19 protein-coding genes and 1 tRNA gene are annotated in these 19,339 nt (G+C 61.0%); 8 read left to right on the forward strand and 12 right to left on the reverse strand.

All coding sequences use genetic code 11. From position 1 onward, the window contains the following. Positions 1–220: 220 nt before the first annotated feature. From Q8M42_RS16865 to Q8M42_RS16920, 12 genes are all read right to left on the reverse strand, one after another. Positions 221–949, reverse strand: a complete 729-nt coding sequence (locus Q8M42_RS16865) for a M48 family metallopeptidase (RefSeq protein WP_304863337.1) — start codon at positions 947–949, stop codon at positions 221–223. Further along, positions 949–4,206, reverse strand: a complete 3,258-nt coding sequence (locus Q8M42_RS16870; protein WP_304863335.1) for a type I restriction endonuclease subunit R — start codon at positions 4,204–4,206, stop codon at positions 949–951. The genes Q8M42_RS16865 and Q8M42_RS16870 overlap by 1 nt, the downstream gene beginning before the upstream one ends. 62 nt (positions 4,207–4,268) lie before the next feature. Further along, the gene (locus Q8M42_RS16875; protein WP_304863333.1) at positions 4,269–4,628 is read right to left on the reverse strand and encodes a type II toxin-antitoxin system HigA family antitoxin; all 360 of its coding nucleotides are present in this window, start codon (positions 4,626–4,628) and stop codon (positions 4,269–4,271) included. After that, positions 4,628–4,930 (reverse strand): type II toxin-antitoxin system HigB family toxin, encoded by a 303-nt coding sequence (locus Q8M42_RS16880; protein WP_304863331.1) that lies wholly within the window; start codon positions 4,928–4,930, stop codon positions 4,628–4,630. The genes Q8M42_RS16875 and Q8M42_RS16880 overlap by 1 nt, the downstream gene beginning before the upstream one ends. 261 nt (positions 4,931–5,191) lie before the next feature. Further along, the gene (locus tag Q8M42_RS16885) at positions 5,192–5,857 is read right to left on the reverse strand and encodes a YecA family protein (protein ID WP_304863329.1); all 666 of its coding nucleotides are present in this window, start codon (positions 5,855–5,857) and stop codon (positions 5,192–5,194) included. Between the two features lie 305 nt (positions 5,858–6,162). Further along, positions 6,163–7,407: a restriction endonuclease subunit S gene (locus tag Q8M42_RS16890; RefSeq protein WP_304863326.1), complete on the reverse strand. Its 1,245-nt coding sequence runs from the start codon at positions 7,405–7,407 to the stop codon at positions 6,163–6,165. Next, positions 7,397–8,911, reverse strand: coding sequence for a type I restriction-modification system subunit M (locus Q8M42_RS16895; RefSeq protein ID WP_304863324.1), 1,515 nt, complete (start codon positions 8,909–8,911; stop codon positions 7,397–7,399). Before Q8M42_RS16895 ends, Q8M42_RS16890 begins: the two co-directional genes overlap by 11 nt. A 19-nt stretch (positions 8,912–8,930) precedes the next feature. Further along, positions 8,931–9,176 (reverse strand): hypothetical protein, encoded by a 246-nt coding sequence (locus Q8M42_RS16900; RefSeq protein WP_304863323.1) that lies wholly within the window; start codon positions 9,174–9,176, stop codon positions 8,931–8,933. A gap of 131 nt (positions 9,177–9,307) precedes the next feature. Continuing rightward, positions 9,308–9,383: transfer RNA gene (locus Q8M42_RS16905), tRNA-Phe, on the reverse strand. A 220-nt stretch (positions 9,384–9,603) separates the two neighbouring features. Then, a complete protein-coding gene (locus Q8M42_RS16910; protein WP_304863321.1) occupies positions 9,604–9,876 on the reverse strand; it encodes an oxidative damage protection protein in 273 nt (90 codons plus the stop codon). Next, entirely contained in the window at positions 9,873–10,949 is a 1,077-nt protein-coding gene (gene mutY, locus Q8M42_RS16915) for an A/G-specific adenine glycosylase (RefSeq protein ID WP_304863320.1), read from the reverse strand. Before mutY ends, Q8M42_RS16910 begins: the two co-directional genes overlap by 4 nt. Then, positions 10,946–13,180, reverse strand: coding sequence for an AsmA family protein (locus Q8M42_RS16920; protein ID WP_304863318.1), 2,235 nt, complete (start codon positions 13,178–13,180; stop codon positions 10,946–10,948). Before Q8M42_RS16920 ends, mutY begins: the two co-directional genes overlap by 4 nt. 329 nt (positions 13,181–13,509) lie before the next feature. Between Q8M42_RS16920 and hisB the strand changes: the two genes are divergently transcribed. From hisB to Q8M42_RS16960, 8 genes are all read left to right on the forward strand, one after another. Then, entirely contained in the window at positions 13,510–14,103 is a 594-nt protein-coding gene (hisB, locus tag Q8M42_RS16925) for an imidazoleglycerol-phosphate dehydratase HisB (RefSeq protein ID WP_304863738.1), read from the forward strand. Continuing rightward, complete coding sequence (hisH, locus tag Q8M42_RS16930; RefSeq protein ID WP_304863316.1) at positions 14,104–14,742, forward strand: imidazole glycerol phosphate synthase subunit HisH; 639 nt, start codon at positions 14,104–14,106, stop codon at positions 14,740–14,742. It begins immediately after the preceding gene. Continuing rightward, positions 14,743–15,003 carry a DUF2164 domain-containing protein gene (locus tag Q8M42_RS16935; RefSeq protein WP_304863314.1) on the forward strand — a complete coding sequence of 87 codons (261 nt, stop codon included), beginning with the start codon at positions 14,743–14,745 and terminating at the stop codon, positions 15,001–15,003. It begins immediately after the preceding gene. Positions 15,004–15,039: 36 nt separating this feature from the next. Beyond that, positions 15,040–15,777, forward strand: a complete 738-nt coding sequence (gene hisA, locus Q8M42_RS16940) for a 1-(5-phosphoribosyl)-5-[(5-phosphoribosylamino)methylideneamino]imidazole-4-carboxamide isomerase (protein WP_304863311.1) — start codon at positions 15,040–15,042, stop codon at positions 15,775–15,777. 77 nt (positions 15,778–15,854) lie between these two features. Then, entirely contained in the window at positions 15,855–16,625 is a 771-nt protein-coding gene (hisF, locus tag Q8M42_RS16945; protein WP_090379512.1) for an imidazole glycerol phosphate synthase subunit HisF, read from the forward strand. 164 nt (positions 16,626–16,789) lie between these two features. Next, positions 16,790–17,527 (forward strand): ABC transporter substrate-binding protein, encoded by a 738-nt coding sequence (locus Q8M42_RS16950; RefSeq protein WP_304863308.1) that lies wholly within the window; start codon positions 16,790–16,792, stop codon positions 17,525–17,527. A gap of 97 nt (positions 17,528–17,624) precedes the next feature. Further along, the gene (locus Q8M42_RS16955) at positions 17,625–18,380 is read left to right on the forward strand and encodes an ABC transporter substrate-binding protein (protein WP_304863306.1); all 756 of its coding nucleotides are present in this window, start codon (positions 17,625–17,627) and stop codon (positions 18,378–18,380) included. Positions 18,381–18,517: 137 nt separating this feature from the next. Beyond that, complete coding sequence (locus Q8M42_RS16960) at positions 18,518–19,273, forward strand: ABC transporter substrate-binding protein (RefSeq protein ID WP_160089766.1); 756 nt, start codon at positions 18,518–18,520, stop codon at positions 19,271–19,273. Positions 19,274–19,339 lie beyond the last annotated feature (66 nt).

The raw sequence follows: 19,339 nt of genomic DNA on the forward strand, positions 1-19,339 counted from the left end.
AGGCGTTGCGTGGCCTTCCTGGCGAGGCGTCAAGCTAGCATAGCGTTTCGCTGACCGCCAAGCCGTTTACCGGCCGTGCCGGGCTTGGCCGGTCACGGTGTCGCCTGGTTACAGCTGGCTGTCGCGCAGATGCAAAAAAATGGACGGGACACATGTTTAACGTCGCGCAGCGACGGCCCGAAGGGTGGCCGCCATGGATGGCAGGCCATATAAAAACGCCTCAACGCACATCATTCAGATACAGCTCCACCATCTCATCCAAACGCGCCTTGATCGGCTGCCAATCCGGAATCAATTGATCGAGCAAGCGCCAGAAGGCTTCCGAGTGGTTGTGCTCGGCCAGGTGGCAAAGCTCGTGCAGCAATACATAGTCGATGCATTCGGGCGGTGCTTTGACCAGGTGCGGGTTGAGCGTCAGGGTGCCGGAGTGCGAACAACTGCCCCACTGCGTCTGCATGGTCAGCAAGCGCAGGGCAGGCTTCTGCGTCAGCCAGCGGGCCTGGGGTGTCAGACGTTCCAGGCGCTGATTGAACTGCTCGCGGGCACGGGCCTTGTACCAGGCGAATAACAGCTCGCGAACTTTTTCCGGCCTAGCCTGGCGAAGAGTGATGCACAGCATGCCGCGCAGTAGCTTGACCTGTTGCGGCGCACGGGCGTCTTCCTGGACTTTCAGCGGGTAGCGTTTGCCTAGGTAGAAGTGGGTTTCGCCGCTGATGTACTGGCGCGGGCGCACATGCAGCAGGCGCTCGCGGATCGGCTGCAGCTGCTCCCAGATCCAGCGGGCGCGCTTGTTGACCCCGGCGCTGATCTGTTCGGCGCTGGCGTCCTGTGGTGCGAGCACCAGCACCTGGCCATCGGGCTGCACCTTGATGGTCAGTTTGCGCGCCGGGCGTGGAACGTGCTGCACCTGATAGGCAATTGTCTCGCCGCCGTAATGCAGGCTGGCCATCAGGCTTTGCGCGCTCCGGCGCGGACGATCTGCACCACCTGTTCGACCAGCGCCTGCACCTGATCCATCCCCAGGCCCAGGGCTTTTAGCGCCATAAAGTACAGCGGCAGCAATTGCTGGCGCACGGCCGCCTCGATATTTAGCGGGTTGATGGAAAACTCGCGTACCGCCTGGCTGACGATGGCATCGGTCTGCTCGGCCAGCAGAACCCACTGCGGCGTATCAATGGCCTCGGCGGCCACGCGCTGCTCATCCAACAGCAGCTTGAAGGCGCCGTAATACGCCTGCACATGGGGGTTGCCGCGTACTGCATCCGGCAGCTCGTCGAGCTGGCGCTGCTGCAGTTGCTCGCCAAACTCCTTGAACAGCAGGTACTGCTTGAGTGGGTTATCGAACAGTGCATCGGCCTCGGCGATCACCTGGCGTAGCAGCTCGGAGAAGCGCTTCTGCGCATAAGGGTCGTCCAGCAACTGGTCGATTTCCTTGGTCAGCCGCGTCTGGATGATGTCCTTCTCGTTGCGGGTCTTCTCCTCGCTCCAGGCCTCCGGCTTGTGCGCGCCCATATCGCCCACCACATAAGCGCCCTTGGATTCGCGCACGCCGATGCCCAGCACATGCTTGTCCATCAGCTTCTTCACCTGCACTGCGTACTCGTCGTAATCCACGGTATCGCCGGTGGCCTGCTTGAGGCGCTGGCGCAGGTTGGACAGTTGCTTGACCGTCTCCTTGTATTGGCGGCGGGTGTCCTCGCTGACGCTCTTGTCCTGAAAAAACGCCTGGGACTGCAAGGCAATCGCCAGGCAGGCGGCAAACTCGCTGAGCAGCGCATAGAAGTCATCACGGGCCTTCTGCCGCATATCCACCTGCGCGCCGTCCACCTCCTGCAGGCGCGGCAACAGCACCGCCAGCATCTGCTCGATATCCTGGGTGTTTTTCACCTCGGCGAAGATCGCCCACAGCTGCTGGTGCAGGCCCGGCAGTTTTTTGTATTCGGTGCTCATCGGGCTGTACAGGCCGTCCAGATCCTCGATGCTGTAACCGCCCTGGGTGCGCGTGGCCAGGTCCTGGTACTGGGCGATGGTGATATCCAGCTCGCCGAGGATGCCGCGATAGTCGATCAGCAGGCCGTGCTTCTTGTTCGGGTGCAGGCGATTGACCCGGGCGATGGCCTGGATCAGGTTGTGCTGCTTGAGGTTCTTGTCGATATACAGCACCGCGTTGCGCGGCTCGTCGAAGCCGGTCAGCAACTGGTCGATAACGATTAGCAGGTCCGGCCCGTCGTCCTGAGCAAAGGCGTCGATCATGCGCTGCTTGTAGACGGTGCCGTCTTCCTTGCCGACATGCTTGTCCCACCAGGCCTGCACCACCGACTTGCTGTCTTCGTCGCTGTCGCTATTGCCCTCGCGGCTGTCCGGGGCGGACATCACCAGCGCCGAGCTGACCTGGCCGATCTCATCGAGAAACCCCTTCAAGCGAATTGCCGAGACCCGGCTATCGCAGGCCACCTGGCCTTTCAAACCATCGGGGATGTTGCCGAAGTGCTCGCTGATGTCATGGGCGATCAGCTCCAGCCGGCCCAGCGCCTTGTACAGCTCGCCCTTCTTGGCGAATTTTTTCTTCAGGTCGGCCTGCTGCGCCTCGCTCAGGCCTCGGGTGCTGCGCTCAAACCAGCTGTCGATGGCGCGGTCGTTCACATCCAGCTCCAGGCGCCGTTCCTCGTACAGCAGCGGCGTTACCGTGCCGTCTTCCACGGCGCGCTGCATGGTGTAGGCATGCACGATGGGGCCGAACTTGTTCTGGGTTTTCTCGTTCTGCAGCAGCGGCGTGCCGGTAAAGGCGACAAAGGCCGCATTGGGCAGGGCCAGGCGCATCTGCACATGGTTTTCGCCGCCCTGGGAGCGATGGCCTTCGTCCACCAATACGATGAAATCGCTGCTGTCGTTGCGGCACTCCGGCAGCTTGGCCGCCGAATTGAATTTCTGGATCAGGCTGAACATCACCCGCGCCGTGCCCTTGCCGATCTGCTGGGCCAGGTGCCGGCCGGACTGGCTCAGCGCCTCCTGCTGGTCGCGTGCGGTGAGTACCCCGGCGCTGGCGAAGGTCTTGCTCAGCTGCGCTTCCAGGTCGGTGCGGTCGGTGATCACCAGCACCCGGCAGTTTTGCAGGTCCGGGTGGAAGATCAGCGCCTTGGCCAGCAACAGCATGGTGATCGACTTGCCCGAGCCGGTGGTGTGCCAGATCACCCCGCCCTGGCGTGCGCCGCGCACATCGCGCTGCTGGATGCGCGTAATCAGCGCGCGGATGCCGAACACCTGCTGATAACGGGCGACGATCTTGCCGTGCTTGTTGTCGCTGTAAGTGTAAAAGCGCACCAACTCCAGCAGGCGATCCGGTCGGCACAGGCTGGCGAGCAATTTGTCTTGCTGGCTGGCCAGCAGCCCGCCGGCCAGCCAAGTGCGGTACCAGGCCAGGCTGGCAGCGGGGCGCTGGGCGAATATCGCCTGCTCCTGGGCGGCGTCCAGCGGGCGGTTCTTTAGCTCAGCGAAGGCCACCTCGCCTATTTCCTCTTCGCGCCAGGCCGCCCAGAACTTCTCGGTGGTGCCGACCGTGCCGTAACGCCCGCCGCTGCCATCGACCACCAGCAGCAACTGGCTAAAGGCGAACAGCTGGGGGATTTCCTCGGCGCGCTGATTGCGCAGCATCTGCGAAATGCCCTGTTGGATCAGATCCTTGCCGCTATTGGAGTCCGGGCGCTTGGCCTCGATCACCACCAGCGGCAGGCCGTTTACATACAGCACGATATCCGGGAGGCGCTGGCCGATACCGCTGGTGCAGCCTACGCCCAACTCCTCGGTCAGGTGGAAGCTGTTGTTGCTCGGGGTGTTCCAGTCGATCAGCGCAATGGTCGGGTTGACCTTGGCCCCGGCTATGAAGTCACCCACGCTCACCCCATACAGCAACTGGTCAGACAGGCGCTGGTTGGCTGCCTGCAAACCCTCGTTCAGCGGCGGATGGCTGATCTCGCTCACCAGCTTGCTCAGCGCCGCCTCGCTCAGGCCGTGTTCCACGCCATTGCTGCAAAAGCGCCGCTTGGCCAGTTCGGCGCGCAGTACTGGGGCCAGCACCACGCGCTCCTTGCTGCCGCGTAACGCCAGCGCCTGGCTGGGGCTCAGGTAGGTGAACCCCAAGTTGGCCAAAAGGGCCAGGGCGGGGATCTTGGCGCTGTACTCTTCCTGAAAACGTGGCGTGACGCTCACAGCACTATTCCTTGTTCGGCCAAGCATAAAAGGTAAAGCGTGCAGGGTTTCGCAATGGCCTGTCAGGCCGCGCCAGCCAGCAGGCTTTCATAGGGGATGTGCAGGCCGTCGTGCAGGCGTTTGATCATGGCCAGGCTCAGCTTGCGCTTGCGGTTCAGCACCTCCGACACCCGGCCGCTGGAGCCGATGAAGGGCTCCAGGTCGCGCGGTGCCAGGCCTTGTTGATCCATGCGGAATTTGATCGCATCGATTGGGTCGCTGGCCGGTAGCGGCTGGTGCTGCTCTTCGTATTTCTCGATCAGCACGGCCAGAATTTCCAGCTCATCGCCCTCGGGCGAGCCGACCGGCGCACCCCATAGCTGCTGCATGCGGGCCAGTGCATTGGCCAGGTCGTCGTCATTACGAATCGGTTTGATGTTCATCACACGGTCTCCGCGTCGATCAGGTCGTACTGGGCGTGGCTGCCAACAAAGCGAATAAAGCCCAGTTGGCGCTCATAGTCGATAGCCAGGATGACCCGGTACTTGTTGCCGGCGATGTCGAATACCACCCGGCTGCCTTTCAGGATACTGGCCGTGCGCAGCTCAGCCTTGAGCGCTTGCGGCGTGGGGTAAACGGCTTTTTCCATATGCCGATACCACTCCACCAGCGGTGTCATGGCATCGGCATAGGCCGGGCTGCTTTCCCAGAAGGCGCGCAAGGTGCCTCGGGCAATCACTCGCATGGAGGTTCTCCCGTTTTGGGAGTGAGTCTATCCGGCAAGCGCCCTTGCGACAAGCCGCGCCTCAGACGCAATGCTGCGGATCGTAGGGTGGGTTAGCGGCGGAGGTCGTAAATGTAGGTGTCGCCGCGTCAGTCGAGCGTCGCGTAACCCACCATTGCGATTTGCCGGTCAGCCGCCATGGTGGGTTACGGCGCGCTTGGGTTTTGCGTTGTTTGCATAACCGTGGGCGCGCCTAACCCACCCTACGGTTTGGCTTGGCGCTTAGTGCAGGCAGCACTGCTTGAACTTCTTGCCGCTGCCGCACGGGCAGGGATCGTTGCGGCCGGCTTTGGGCGCTGCCTGCACGGGGGCTTGTGCCGAGCTGGCCGCTTGGCTGCGTTGCGATAGCCAGTAGGCATGCAGGGCGCGCACGGCGGGTTCGATGGCGGTGACCGACTGCTGGTGCTCGGCCTGGCTCATGTGCTCCAGCAGCGCGAAGTTGGCTTCGCTGCCGTGCAGCTCGATGGCTGCCAGGTGCGCGGCCTCGGCTTCCGGCAGCGCCGGCCATTGGCCCAGGGCCACGCCGCGCATATAGCCGAAGCACCATTCCTCAACGATGGTCAGGGTTTCGCCTTCGTACTCGCGGGTGCTGAGCAGTGCGGCGAACTCGGCTGGGTATTCCATCAGCATCAATACGCAATTATTGATGTGTTGAATCAGCAGGTTCATAAACCGCTGCAGTTCGGCGTCCTTGGCGAACTTGGGCGTTACGCCGCCCCACAGCGCCGGCAGCCAACGGCTGGGCGGCACTACCTCGGGGCCGGAGATCAGCGCGGTGAAAAAACCGTCAAGCTCGCAGGCGTCCAGAATCGAGTCATCGTTGCCGTACTTGAGCAGGATGCTTTCGACAAAATCCAGTTCGGCGTCGCTGAGTGGGGCGGTTTTCATATGCAGTTCCGTGGTTCGGGTGATAGCGGCGGTGTTTGGTCGAGGTAGGGTCGCTCTGTGGGAGGGGCTTTAGCCGCGATGGTGCAAGTCGCGGCTAAAGCCCCTCCCACGCCGATTGCGGATGGTTCCTATGCTCGGTGTAGAAACCCTTGGCGGCACGCTCCGCGCCCCTGCGCCGCAGAGCGTCGCATGCTGCATTCCCACGCGGAGCGTGGGAACGATCAATATTGCGGTTTACCGCTAGGCCGCCATGGTGGGTTACGGCGCAGTCTGTATTTGTGTCGCCCGGCGGGTCCTGGGCGCGCCTAACCCACCCTACGAATCTGCGGCTCTTCTTCCAGCTCGTCGTCCAGCCGCACCCGGCGCTGGCCGGTGAGCAGTTGCTGCATCAGGGCTTTTTTCTCCAGTTTTAGCTTCGCTAGCTGGGCTTGCAGATTGCTGATTTCGGCGTCGGCGGTGGAGAGCACTTGGGCGATTTTTTGTTGTTCGGCCAGTGGTGGAACGGGCACCGTGGTGTCGAGGAATGCGCTGGGCTTGATATTGAGTAGCCCGTTATTGCGTACGCCTGTATTAACCAGGCCGGCCAGTTGATCTTTCAGGTAGTCGGCGGCAAACAGTTGAGCGTAATACTCCGGGTCGAACCCCTGATTAAGCTTGAAACACACGTAGACATGGGGTACCAGGCCAGTATCGAAAGTATCCAGCTTAAAGATGCAGCCGTATTGGTAGGTTTTGGAGTTGCCTTTGTTGTAGGCGAACTCGCCTCGGCTCAGCAGTATGTAGTTGTTGACGCTTTCGCCGGCCATGTAGCGGCTGTATCTCTCCTCTTGGGTGACAAAGCCGGAAAGTGACGAAATGGTCAGGATGGGATGCGCTTCCCCGTCGGTCTTTTCTTGGATGCGGGTACTGATTTCGCTTAGTTTCTGCTTGCCCCATGTGTCACTGAAACCCGCAAAGCGGTTTTTTCCAGTCAGCAATTGCCAGGTCAGTGCCTGCTTCTGCTGCTGGCTATTGGCAAGCAGACGCTCGGTGGTGGTGATGGCTTTGTCCCAGGTGGAAAGGATTTTGGCGATCTTGGTTTGTTCGTGCAGCGGTGGAGCTATTACTTCAATTGACTTTACGAGCGCTCCACTTAAGTTGCTCTGTCCGGCGGAGTTACTTAGGTCTCTAATGGATTGGTACTTGCTGAGTAACTGCTGGAAGTAAAAGTCTGGGCATTGGTCTTTGTTGAGCGTTATTGCGGCGCAGTTTTGATTTGTCGCGGCATTTAGTCGAAGTAATGCAACTTGGCCACGTGTTTTTCCTTGTCCAATCATGGCTAGAAGGATTGAGTTAGCAGCCACAATCTTTGCTGAAGAGTTTTCCAGGCCGTGCTGGCTAATATGTTCTTGTATGTCTTCTGGGTGGATATGGCAGTTCTGAACCTCGGTTGTTCTTACCCAGGGAATATCACCATTCCAGTATGAGGGTGTGTCTCTACTTGGGGTTCCACCTGAGGAAATTTTGGCAATATCCGATAAACGCAGGGTTTTCCAGTCTTTAGGAAGCATAACCCAGCTCCCCCAAATACCCATCCATCTCCAGCTTTAACCCCATCAACTCCCGCTCCAACCCCTCACGCTCAGCCTTGATCGCCAGCAGATCAATCTCATCTTCGGCCTCAAAGGTATCCACATAGCGCGGGATATTCAGGTTGTAGTCGTTATCACGGATGGCTTGCAGGCTGACGCATTCGGCGTAGCGGCTCTGCTGTTGGCGGGCGCGGTAGGCGGCAACGATGCGCTCAAGCTGCTGTGGGCCGAGCTGGTTCTGGTTTTTGCCGGCCATAAAGTCGCGGGAGGCGTCGATAAAGATCACGTCTTGCGTGCTCTTGGTTTTGCGGAACAGCAAAATCGCTGCCGGGATGCCGGTGCCGAAGAACAGTTTTTCCGGCAGGCCGATCACCGCATCCAGCAGGTTTTCTTCGATCAGTGCCTGGCGGATCTTGCCTTCGCTGCCGCCACGGAACAGCACGCCATGGGGCACCACCACGCCCATCCGGCCTGTGCCCGGTTTCAGGGTTTCGATCATATGCAGGATAAAGGCGTAGTCGCCCTTGGTTTTCGGCGGGATGCCGCGCTGGAAGCGGCCGTACTTGTCGTTCTCGGCCTGCTCGACGCCCCATTTCTCCAGGGAGAAGGGCGGGTTGGCGGTTACTACGTCGAAGTGCATCAGGCCGCCGCTGGCGTCGAGCAATTGCGGGTGGCGGATGCTGTCGCCCCAGCGCAGGTCGTGGTTTTCCTCGCCGTGCAGAAACAGGTTCATCTTGGCCAGGGCCCAGGTGGCGCCGATGGATTCCTGGCCGAACAGGGCGTAATTGCGTGAGCCGGTTTTCTCCAGCACCTTGCGCCCGCATTTCATCAGCAGCGACGCCGAGCCGCATGCCGGGTCGCAAATCTGCTCGCCGGGTTGCGGGTCGAGCAGTTCGGCGAGCAGGTCGCTGACCTGGGCCGGGGTGTAGAACTCGCCAGCGGTTTTGCCGGCGCCGGCGGCAAAGCGCGAAATCAGAAACTCGTAGGCGTTGCCGATAATGTCCTGGCTGCCGATGCGCGAGGGGCGCAGGTTCATGTCCGCCTGGGCGAAGTCTTCCAGCAGGTGGCGCAGCAGGTTGTTTTTGCTTTTTTCTTCGCCGAGCTTGTTGGCGTTAAAGCTGATGTCCTGGAATACGCCGCGCAGCTTGGCGCTGTTGGCGTCTTCGATGGCGTGCAGGGCTTCGTCGATGCGCTCGCCATTGCCGGGCAGGTGGCGCTTGTCGTGCAGGCTGTAGAAGTTGGCCGACTCGGGCAGCACAAAGCGCTCGGTCTTCATCATGGCGGCGATCAGCGCCGGCTCGTTGCCGTATTTGGCCTGGTAGCCCTCGTAGTGGTCCTGCCAGACGTCGCTGAGGTACTTCAAGAACAGCATGGTCAGCACGTAGTTCTTGTAGTCGCTGGCATCCACGCTGCCACGGAAGGTGTCGCACGACTTCCAGATGATGGCGTTGATTTCGTCCTGGCTGATGGGGCTGTGGCTCATGGGCTTCTTCTTGGCTGAATCAGGGTTGGCGGACGGCGAGTGCTGTGTTGCGCTGGGTGCGGCGGCTGATCTGGCGGCTGGCCACGGGCTTAACTGTCAAGGATTGCTTGATAGTTGCCGGGCTGGGTGCGCCTCGGTAGGGCGTGCTGCGGATAGGCAGGCTGATAAGCCGCTTGGCGAATGCCTGCTGGTTCGCCCAGACGCAGGCACGCAGTTGCAGCGTGAGCTTGCCGTCGTCGGTGCTGTAGAGAATCAGATCATGCATGGCAGCGGGCGTCCCTGGTGGCTGACGGTGCTGAACATGGCGCAGGGCGAGCGAGGTCGCCAGCTTTTTCTGCAGATTGCTTTCTGTAGAAAAAGAAAAGGCCCACATCGCTGTGAGCCTTTCTCTGTATTTGGTGCCCGGGGACGGAATCGAACCGCCGACACGGGGATTTTCAATCCCCTGCTCTACCGACTGAGCTACCCGGGCTAACGGGGCGCTATTAGACGGATTTGAGGGGTAGGTGTCAAGCGTGAGTTTGAAAAATATTTAATTATTACGGGCGCTTAGGTTCGAGCGAGGGTTCGGGGGCGGGTGTACAGGGTGGTTGGGTAGCCCGGATAAGCCTTGGCGCAATCCGGGAGGGTACCGTCCCGGATTGCAGCGCGTGCCGCGCTTTATCCGGGCTACGGCTGTAGTGCCTGGCCGCTTACTCGCTGGGCGGCACGTAGCCGTCGGCCTGGGCGTATTCCTCGCCGGAGAGGAATTTGTCCATCTCGGTCTGGAGAAACTTGCGGTCTTCGGCGTTCATCATGTTCAGGCGGCGTTCGTTGATCAGCAGGGTCTGGTGCTTCTGCCATTCGTCCCAGGCTTGCTTGGAGACGTTGTTGAAGATGTCCTCACCTTTGGCGCCTGGATACGGCGGGCGGTCCAGGCCGGGGAGTTCCTGCTTGTGTTTGCGGCACTGTACGGTGCGGGTCATGGTGTTTCTCCAGTGTTCGGGGTTGCGAGTGCATCGGCCGCGCGCTTCAGCAGTTTCTTCACTGGGGCGGCGAGGCCCAGGCGCGGCGGGGTGGCGAGGTTATACCAGAGCCAGTCAGCCTCGGCCACGGCGACTGGCGCGGCGTCGACCTGGATCAGCCAGGGTTCGATGGCCAGCTGGAAGTGGCTGAAGGTGTGAGTCAGGCCGCTCAGTTCGCGCTGTGCGCCGAGCTGCAGGGTGTGGCGGCTGGCCAGTGTGGCGATGGCTGTGGCTTCGTCCAGCTCCGGCAGGCTCCACAGGCCGCCCCAGAGGCCGCTGGACGGGCGGCGGTAGAGCAGCACCTCGCCGTGGCGGTTGGCGAAGATCGGCATCAGCGTGCGCTTCTGCGGCAACGCCTTGCGCGGTTTGGGGATCGGGTAGCGGATCTCCAGGCCGAGCAGGTGCGCCTGACAGCCGCTTTTCAGTGGGCAGAGCAGGCAGCTCGGTTTGCTGCGGGTACACAGGGTGGCGCCGAGATCCATCATCGCCTGGGTGTAGTGGTTGACTCGGGCGTGCGGGGTAAAGCGCTCGGCTACATCCCACAGCTGTTTCGCCACTTTTGGCTCGCCCGGATAGCCTTCCTGCGCCACGTAGCGCGCCAGTACGCGTTTGACGTTACCGTCGAGGATCGGCGCGCGCAGGCCCATGCTCAGGCTGGCGATGGCGCCGGCGGTGGAGCGGCCGATGCCGGGAAGTTCGGTGAGCTGGTCGACATCGCGGGGGAATTTGCCGGCATGTTCGCGCATAACGAGCTGCGCGGTCTTCTGCAGGTTGCGCGCGCGGGTGTAGTAACCGAGGCCCGTCCACAGGTGCAGCACTTCGTCTTCTGGCGCGGCGGCCAGGTCATTTACCGTCGGCAATGCGGCCATAAAGCGGTCGAAATAACCGAGCACGGTGCTGACCTGGGTCTGCTGCAGCATGATCTCCGAGACCCATACGCGGTACGGCGTGATGCCCTGTTGCCAGGGCAGGTCCTTGCGTCCGTGGCTGTCGTACCAGTGCAGTACCGCGTCAGAAAACTGCTCGGGGCTCATCGGTTGAACAGGCCCTTGAGCGCGTCTTTCAGCTCGGGGCTGACCTTGTCGCCGAGTTTTTCTTCGATTTTCTCGTTGAGCTTGTTGCCGGCCAGTTTGGCGGCAACCTTGCCCAGGCCGTCCTGATCCAGGCGGCAGGCCTTGCCGCCCATTTCCAGCGGGCCGCGGCAGCGCACCGGCCATTCGATGCCGACATAGCGCTCGTTGACCTGGCAGGCCGGGTCGGGCATTTCGCGTTGATCACCGATAACGGTGATGCCGACGCGGTAGTCGAGGCCGAGGATGCGCAGGTCCAGATCGCCATTGCCGCTGACCGCCAGGCCCGGAATAACGGCCTTGAGGTCGGGGTTGTGGGCTACGCCGTTACGCAGGATCAGGCGGCCTTGCAGGGTTTCGAAGGGCGTGTCCTTGCCGCGTGGGTCGCTGCTCAGGGATTTGCGGTTGAGCGTGGCGATGCCGCGGCACAGCTGTTGTTCCAGGTTGGCGTCGACCAGCACGCCGTCGTTGAGCAGGAAGCTGGCGTCACCCGTCAGCCCATCGACCCAGGCGCGCTGGCTGTTACCGCTGGTAGTCAGGTTGGCTTTGAAATCCAGCAGGCCTTTGACCGGTGAAGGCTGGTCGGGCTTCTTCAGGAAGGGCTCAATCTGGATGCTGCTGAGGTTCTTTTGCACGCTGAGCAGCGGGATAGCCGGGCGCACGTCGATGCTGGCCTGGGCGTCGAAGCTGCCGTTGCCGATGGTGCCGCGTGCATCCTGCAGGGTCAGCAGGCCGCCTTTGCTTTGTGCCTTGGCGCTGAAGTTGCTGATCACCTGCTGTTGGGCGGTGAGCTGGCCCAGGCTGAGGTCGAGTTGCAGGTCGAGCTTGCGCAGCGCCTCAATTGGTAGCACTTCGCTGCTGCTCCAGGCGTGTTGGGTCGGCGCATCGGGCAGCGGCGTGCTGCCGCTCTGCCCGGCGCTGGCGACGCTGGCCTTGACCTCGGCCTTGCGCGCGGCGCCGGCATCCTTGGCGTCCTTGGAGGGTGCGGGCAGGTAGCGGTCGAGGTTCAGCTGGTCGCCCTTGAGCTGCACGCGCAGGGCTTGCTTGGCGAAGTCGGCAATCGCCAACTGGCCGCTGAAGTGGCTGTCGTCCAGGGTCAGCTTGAGGTCTTCGAGGGTCAGGCTGTTGTCGTTGCCACTAAGGCGGGTGACCAGCTCGAACTGGCTGAGGGTTTTGTCGTCGTTCATCGGCGGCAGTTTCTGGCCGATGGTGCTGAGGAACTCACGCAGGTTAAGCGGTGCGATGGACAGGCCGCCGCTGAGTTTTGGCTGTTTGTCGAGGTCGCGGACTTTCAGCTCGCCGAGGGCGCGTAGCTGGTTGCCGGAAAACTTCAGGCCATTCCATTCGGCGACCTGGGCGGCCAGATCGACCAGCAATTGGCCCTGGGCCGAATAGGTCAGGGTCTGGCCGTCGAAGGGCTCGCCGGACACTTCACCGGAGAGCTTGGCGTCTTCCAGCTGGTAGCGCTTGAGGGCACGGTCGAAGCGCAGTTCACCCTGCAGCTCGCTACGGGCGCGCAGCACCGGCTTGTTGACGCCGAAGAAGGCGCTGAGTTTGACCGGGATGCCTGCGCCTTCGCGGATCGCTCCGGTGGTCAGCTGGATGCTTTCGGCGCTGAATTGCTGGCCTTTCTGCGCGTCGTGGTAGTCGATGCGCGCGCTGTTGACGATCAGGCTGTCGATGTCCAGTTTCAGCGGCTGGCTGCTGCCTGTTGCTGCCGCTGTAGTGCCTGTAGTCGGCGCGCTGTCACTGGTTGCTGGCGGGGTATCGGCTGTTGTGGTCGCGGCCTTGGCCGGTTTGCCGACATCTTCCCAGTTGCTGTGGCCTTTTGCGTCGCGCTGCAGGTTGAGGTTGAGGCCGTCGATGCGGATATCGCTCATCTGCACTTCTTTGCGCAGCAGCGGCAGCACGCGCACTGACAGGCCGAGCAAGCGCAGGTCGGCGAAGGGTTTGTCCGGTGTGTTGGCGCTGGCGAGGGTGGCGTCGGTCAGCTCCAGACCGAGCCAGGGGAACAGGCTCCAGCCGATATCGCCCTTGAGGGTCAGCTCTAGATTGGCCTGGTCGCGTGCAAGCTGGCGGATTTCGTCTTTGTAATCATTGGGATCGAACAGGTGGGTGAGGGCAAAGCCCAGCGCCACGATGATCAGCAAGAGCCCGAGAAAAAACAGGCCGAGAATTTTGCCGAGCGCTTTCATGTGCGAATCCTTGTTTCGAAACGGGGTGGTGAAGAGCAGCAATTCAAGCCGGCGAGTATAGCGCCAGCGCTTTTACCTGGACCGCCGACAGTCCCGTTTGTGCGGTGATTTTGCAAGCGGCTTTTGCAGGTGGCGGGCATGCGCGGGCGGAGAGCGGCCAGCGCATGCCTGGTCGCTGGTGCAGTCAAGGCGTTTGGATCGACAAGTCGGCAGCCGGTTCCCTGATTATGTTGGCGATAGTGATGCCTCTGATCGCCGCCGGTAGCCGCCCAGGCGGATGCCCGCCTATAATGCTCGCCTTTTTCCGTGGGCAATTTCTGGAGCTGGTGATGGCCGAACGTACGGCATCCGTCGAGCGCAATACCCTGGAGACCCAGATCAAGGTCTCGATCAACCTGGATGGGACTGGCAAGGCCAAGTTCGATATTGGCGTGCCATTCCTTGAGCACATGCTCGACCAGATCGCCCGTCACGGCTTGATCGACCTGGATATCCAGTGCAAGGGCGACCTGCATATCGATGACCACCACACCGTGGAAGACGTCGGTATCACCCTCGGCCAGGCGTTTACCAAGGCCATCGGCGACAAGCGTGGCATGACCCGTTACGGCCATTCTTACGTGCCGCTGGATGAAGCGCTGTCGCGCGTGGTGATCGACTTCTCCGGTCGTCCGGGCCTGCAGATGCACGTGCCGTTCACCCGCGCGGTGGTCGGTGGCTTCGATGTGGATCTGTTCCAGGAGTTCTTCCAGGGCTTCGTCAACCACGCGCTAGTCAGCCTGCACATCGACAACCTGCGCGGCACCAACACCCACCACCAGATCGAAACGGTGTTCAAAGCCTTCGGCCGCGCCCTGCGCATGGCCGTCGAGCTGGACCCGCGCATGGCCGGGCAGATGCCGTCGACCAAGGGCTGCCTGTAAATGCAGACAGTTGCAGTAATCGACTACGGCATGGGCAACCTGCATTCGGTGGCCAAGGCGCTTGAGCACGTGGGTGCCGGTAAGGTGCTGGTGACCAGCGATGCCCAGGTGATTCGCGAAGCCGACCGGGTGGTATTCCCCGGTGTGGGCGCGATCCGCGATTGCATGGCTGAGATCAAGCGTCTGGGCTTCGACAGCCTGGTGCGTGAAGTCAGCGCTGACCGGCCGTTTCTCGGCATCTGCGTGGGCATGCAGGCGCTGCTGGAGCACAGCGAAGAGAACGATGGCGTCGATTGCATCGGTCTGTTCCCCGGCAAGGTGCGTTTCTTCGGCAAGAGCATGGTCGAAGACGGCGAACCGCTGAAGGTGCCGCACATGGGCTGGAACGAGGTGGCACAGTCGGTCAAGCACCCGCTGTGGCACAACATCCCGGACCTGGCGCGCTTCTACTTTGTGCACAGCTATTACATCGAGGCCGGCAACCCCAAGCAGGTGGTCGGTCGTGGTCATTACGGCAAGGACTTCGCCGCCGCGCTGGCCGAAGGCTCGCGCTTTGCCGTGCAGTTCCACCCGGAAAAGAGCCATACCCACGGCCTGCAATTGCTGCAGAACTTCGCCGCTTGGGATGGTCGCTGGTAAATGAGCCGGGCCAAGCAGAAGCCGCCGATCATGACCTTGAGCGCTGAGCAGGAGCGTGAAGCCTGTTTGGCGATCAAGCGGTTTATGGCCGAGCGCTTCGAGCTGGAGCTGGGTAGCTTCGAGGCCGCCGAGGTGCTCGAGCTATTTGCCCGTGAGATTGCGCCGCATTACTACAACCGGGCGATTTTCGATGTGCAGACTCACCTGAAAGAACGGTTCGAGAGCATCGAAAGCGACCTTTGGGCACTTGAAAAGAGCTGACCCACCGAATTCACACGACTTGAGCAGGTTCAACCGATGCTGATTATCCCCGCTATCGATCTGAAGGACGGCGCTTGCGTGCGTCTGCGCCAGGGCCGCATGGAAGACTCCACGGTGTTTTCCGATGACCCGGTGAGCATGGCCGCCAAGTGGGTCGAAGGTGGTTGCCGCCGCCTGCACCTGGTTGACCTCAACGGTGCTTTCGAGGGCCAGCCGGTTAACGGCGAGGTGGTCACAGCCATCGCCAAGCGCTACCCGACCCTGCCGATTCAGATCGGCGGCGGCATCCGTACCCTGGAAACCATCGAGCACTACGTGCGCGCGGGTGTCAGCTACGTGATCATCGGCACCAAGGCGGTGAAAGATCCGCAGTTCGTCACCGACGCCTGCAAAGCCTTCCCCGGCAAGGTCATCGTCGGTCTGGATGCCAAAGACGGCTTCGTCGCCACCGACGGTTGGGCGCAAGTGTCGAGCGTGCTGGCGACTGACCTGGCCAAGCGTTTCGAGGCTGATGGCGTCTCGGCCATCGTTTATACCGACATCGCCAAAGACGGCATGATGCAGGGCTGCAACGTTGAAGCCACTGCGGCCCTGGCTGCGGCCAGCCGCATTCCGGTAATCGCCTCCGGCGGCATCCACAACTTGGGTGATATCGAGAAACTGCTGCTGGCGCGCTCGCCCGGCATCATCGGCGCGATCACCGGCCGGGCCATTTACGAAGGCACCCTGGATGTGGCCGAGGCCCAGGCCTTCTGCGATAACTTCAAGGGCTAAACCGTAGGGCGGGTGAAACCCGCCGCAATTGACGCAATCTTTATCGGTGGGTTGCACCCACCCTACGGGAGCTCCGTATGGCACTGGCTAAACGCATTATCCCCTGCCTCGACGTGGACAACGGCCGCGTGGTCAAGGGCGTGCAGTTCGAGAACATCCGTGACGCCGGTGACCCGGTGGAAATCGCCCGCCGTTACGACGAGCAGGGCGCCGACGAGATTACCTTTCTCGACATCACCGCCAGCGTCGATGGCCGTGACACCACGCTGCACACCGTCGAGCGCATGGCCAGCCAGGTGTTTATCCCGCTGACTGTGGGGGGCGGCGTGCGCACCGTGCAGGACATCCGCAACCTGCTCAATGCCGGCGCCGACAAGGTGTCGATCAACACCGCGGCGGTATTCACCCCGGAGTTCGTCGGCGAAGCGGCTTCGCGCTTCGGCTCGCAGTGCATCGTCGTTGCCATCGACGCGAAGAAGGTGTCCAAACCGGGCGAAACGCCGCGCTGGGAAATCTTCACCCACGGCGGGCGCAAGCCCACCGGCCTGGATGCGGTGCTGTGGGCGAAGAAGATGGAAGACCTCGGCGCGGGTGAAATTCTCCTGACCAGCATGGATCAGGACGGCGTAAAGAGTGGCTATGACCTGGGCGTGACCCGCGCCATCAGCGAAATGGTCGGCATCCCGGTGATCGCCTCCGGCGGCGTCGGCAACCTGCAGCACCTGGCCGACGGCATCATCGAAGGCAAAGCCGCTGCCGTACTGGCTGCAAGCATCTTCCACTTCGGCGAATACACCGTGCCCGAAGCCAAGGCCTATATGGCCGCTCGTGGGATTGTGGTGCGCTAAACCTCGCTGACCGGCAGCCCTGCCGGTCACTGCTGCGGGCGAGTCGACAGCAAAATGTCGACTGGCCCGCTAAAATCAGAATGTTTGCGCTCGGGTCGATGCTTTGGGCATCCCTGTGAGCGCTCCTCTTTCTAATAATTGGTTGTTTCATACACGGAGTTCTTATGTCCGCTATCCGGCTATTCACTGCGGTTTGGCTGTTGTGTGCCGTCAGCCTGGCTCACGCGGAACCACTGGTTCTGCTTACCGAAAACCTGCCGCCGTTCAGCATGGCGGCCAGTGGCGGCAATTTTGCCAAGGATGCTGATGTGCAGGGCATCAGCAGCGATACGGTACGTGCGCTATGCAGCAAGGCGCAGCTTGAATGTCAGGTGATCCTGCGCTTCCCCTGGGAGCGTCAGTACAAGCAGGCGCTCGAGAGCAAGGGCTACGGGGTGTTTTCCACTGCTCGCACGGCGGACCGTGAGTCGCTGTTCAAGTGGGTTGGGCCGATTGCGGTGAGCGATTGGGTGTTACTGGCCAAGGCCGATAGCAGCATTGCGTTGAACAGCCTGGAGCAGGCGGGCGCTTATCGCATCGGCGGTTATCGCGATGACGCGATTTCGCAGTTCCTGATCGACCGCGGCGTTACTGTGCAAACCAGCCTGCAGGACAAGGAAAACCTCAGCAAGCTGGAGAAGGGGTTGATCGACCTGTGGGCTACCGATGAAGCTGGTGGGCGCTATCAGGCCAAGCAGTCGCCACTGGGTGCGCTCAAGGTGGTGCATCGCTTTAATAGTGCCGAGCTCTATCTGGCGCTGAATATAGAGACGCCCGATGATGTGGTGCAGAAGTTGCAGCAGGCCCTGGACGAGATGCGCGCTCAAGGTGAACTGGGCACGATCAAAGACGGTTATCTGTAACTCTCTTGTGACCGTATCTGCGTAAACCCTGGGCTGGGCTTAGTCGGCAGTGCTGGGTATGCTTGCATGCTTAGCCCAACTATCGATGTGAGACATCATGTTCAAACAATTGCTAGTCGCCCTTGCCGGCACTGTTATGGTGCTCGCGGGCAGTGCCCGGGCCGAAGTCGACCCGAATTACAGCCTGGTGCTGCTGACCGAGAATTTCCCGCCGTACAACATGGCGATCAACGGCAAGAACTTCGCTCAGGAAGACAATATCGACGGCATTGCTGTGGATATCATCCGCGAGATGTTCAAGCGCGCCGGGATCAAGTACAGCATGACCCTGCGCTTTCCCTGGGATCGTATCTACAAACTGGCGCTGGAAAAACCAGGCTATGGTGTGTTTGTTGCTGCGCGACTACCGGAGCGTGAGGCGCTGTTCAAGTGGGTCGGCCCGATTGGTCCGGACGATTGGGTGCTGCTCGGCAGGTCCGATAGCAGCATTACTCTGAACAGTCTGGAGGACGCCAAGCAGTACAAGGTGGGCGCCTACAAGGGCGACGCGATTGCCGAGCATCTGGTAGAAAAAGGCCTGGAGCCGATTACCGCCCTGCGCGACACGGAAAACGCCAAGAAATTGATGGCCGGTCAGATTGACCTGTGGGCCACTGGTGACCCTGCCGGCCGCTACCTGGCCAAGCAAGACGGTATTTCCGGGCTGAAAACCATTCTGCGTTTCGATAGCGCCGAGCTGTACCTGGCACTCAACAAAGACGTGCCGGATGAAGTTGTACAGAAGCTGCAAGCCGAGCTGGACAAGATGCGCAGCGAAGGTTTTGTCGACGATATTCTGAACAACTATCTGTAATACGCAAAACCAGTGGGCCGGTCACAAACCGGCCCGCGGCCATGGATGGTTGACGCCACGTACCATACGTCGCCGGGCACCCGCCCGAGCAAGGATGCCGCTAGCCATAATCACAATTCATGCGAGCGGAATGACCTATGTTGAAAACCCTGAAAGCCAGCCTGTTGTTCGGGCTTGTTCTGAGTGCCTGTGCTGCCCGTGCAGAGCTTCCAGCCGATTACAAAGTGGTGTTGCTGACCGAGAACTTCCCGCCGTTCAACATGGCGGTGGATGACAAGAACTTTGCCCGTGATGACGGTATCGACGGCATCAGTGCCGAGATTGTCCGTGCGATGTTCAAGCGTGCCGGCATCAACTACACGCTGACCCTGCGCTTCCCTTGGGACCGCTTGTACCGCCTGACCCTGGACAAACCCAACTACGGCTTGTTCTCCACCACGTTCACCGCCGAACGTCAGCCTCTGTTCAAGTGGGTGGGGCCATTGGCTAAAACCGGTTGGGTGCTGCTGGCGGCGCCAGGTAATAACGTCAGTGTCGCTAGCCTCAAAGATGCAGCGCAGTATCAAATTGGTGCCTACAAAAATGACGCGGTTAGCCAGCATCTGGAAAGCCAGGGGCTGAGTCCGGTCAATGCGCTGCGTGATCAGGAGAACATCAAGAAGCTGCTCAGCGGCAAGATCGACCTGTGGGCCACCACTGATCCCGTGGGGCGCTATCTGGCCAAGCAGGAGGGCGTCAGTGGTCTGAATACCGCGCTGCGCTTTAACGAGGCTGAGCTGTACCTGGCGCTCAACAAGGACACTCCGGATGAGGTGGTGCAGCGTCTGCAGAAAGCATTGGATGAACTGCGCGCCGAAGGCTTTATTGACGAGATGACCAATAACTACCTGTAGTCTCAGGCGTTATTAAAAAGCCCGACCTTGAGTGATCAAGGTCGGGCTTTTTGTTGCTGCAGTTTC

Source organism: Pseudomonas sp. (assembly GCF_030684895.1).
GTDB lineage: Bacteria > Pseudomonadota > Gammaproteobacteria > Pseudomonadales > Pseudomonadaceae > Aquipseudomonas.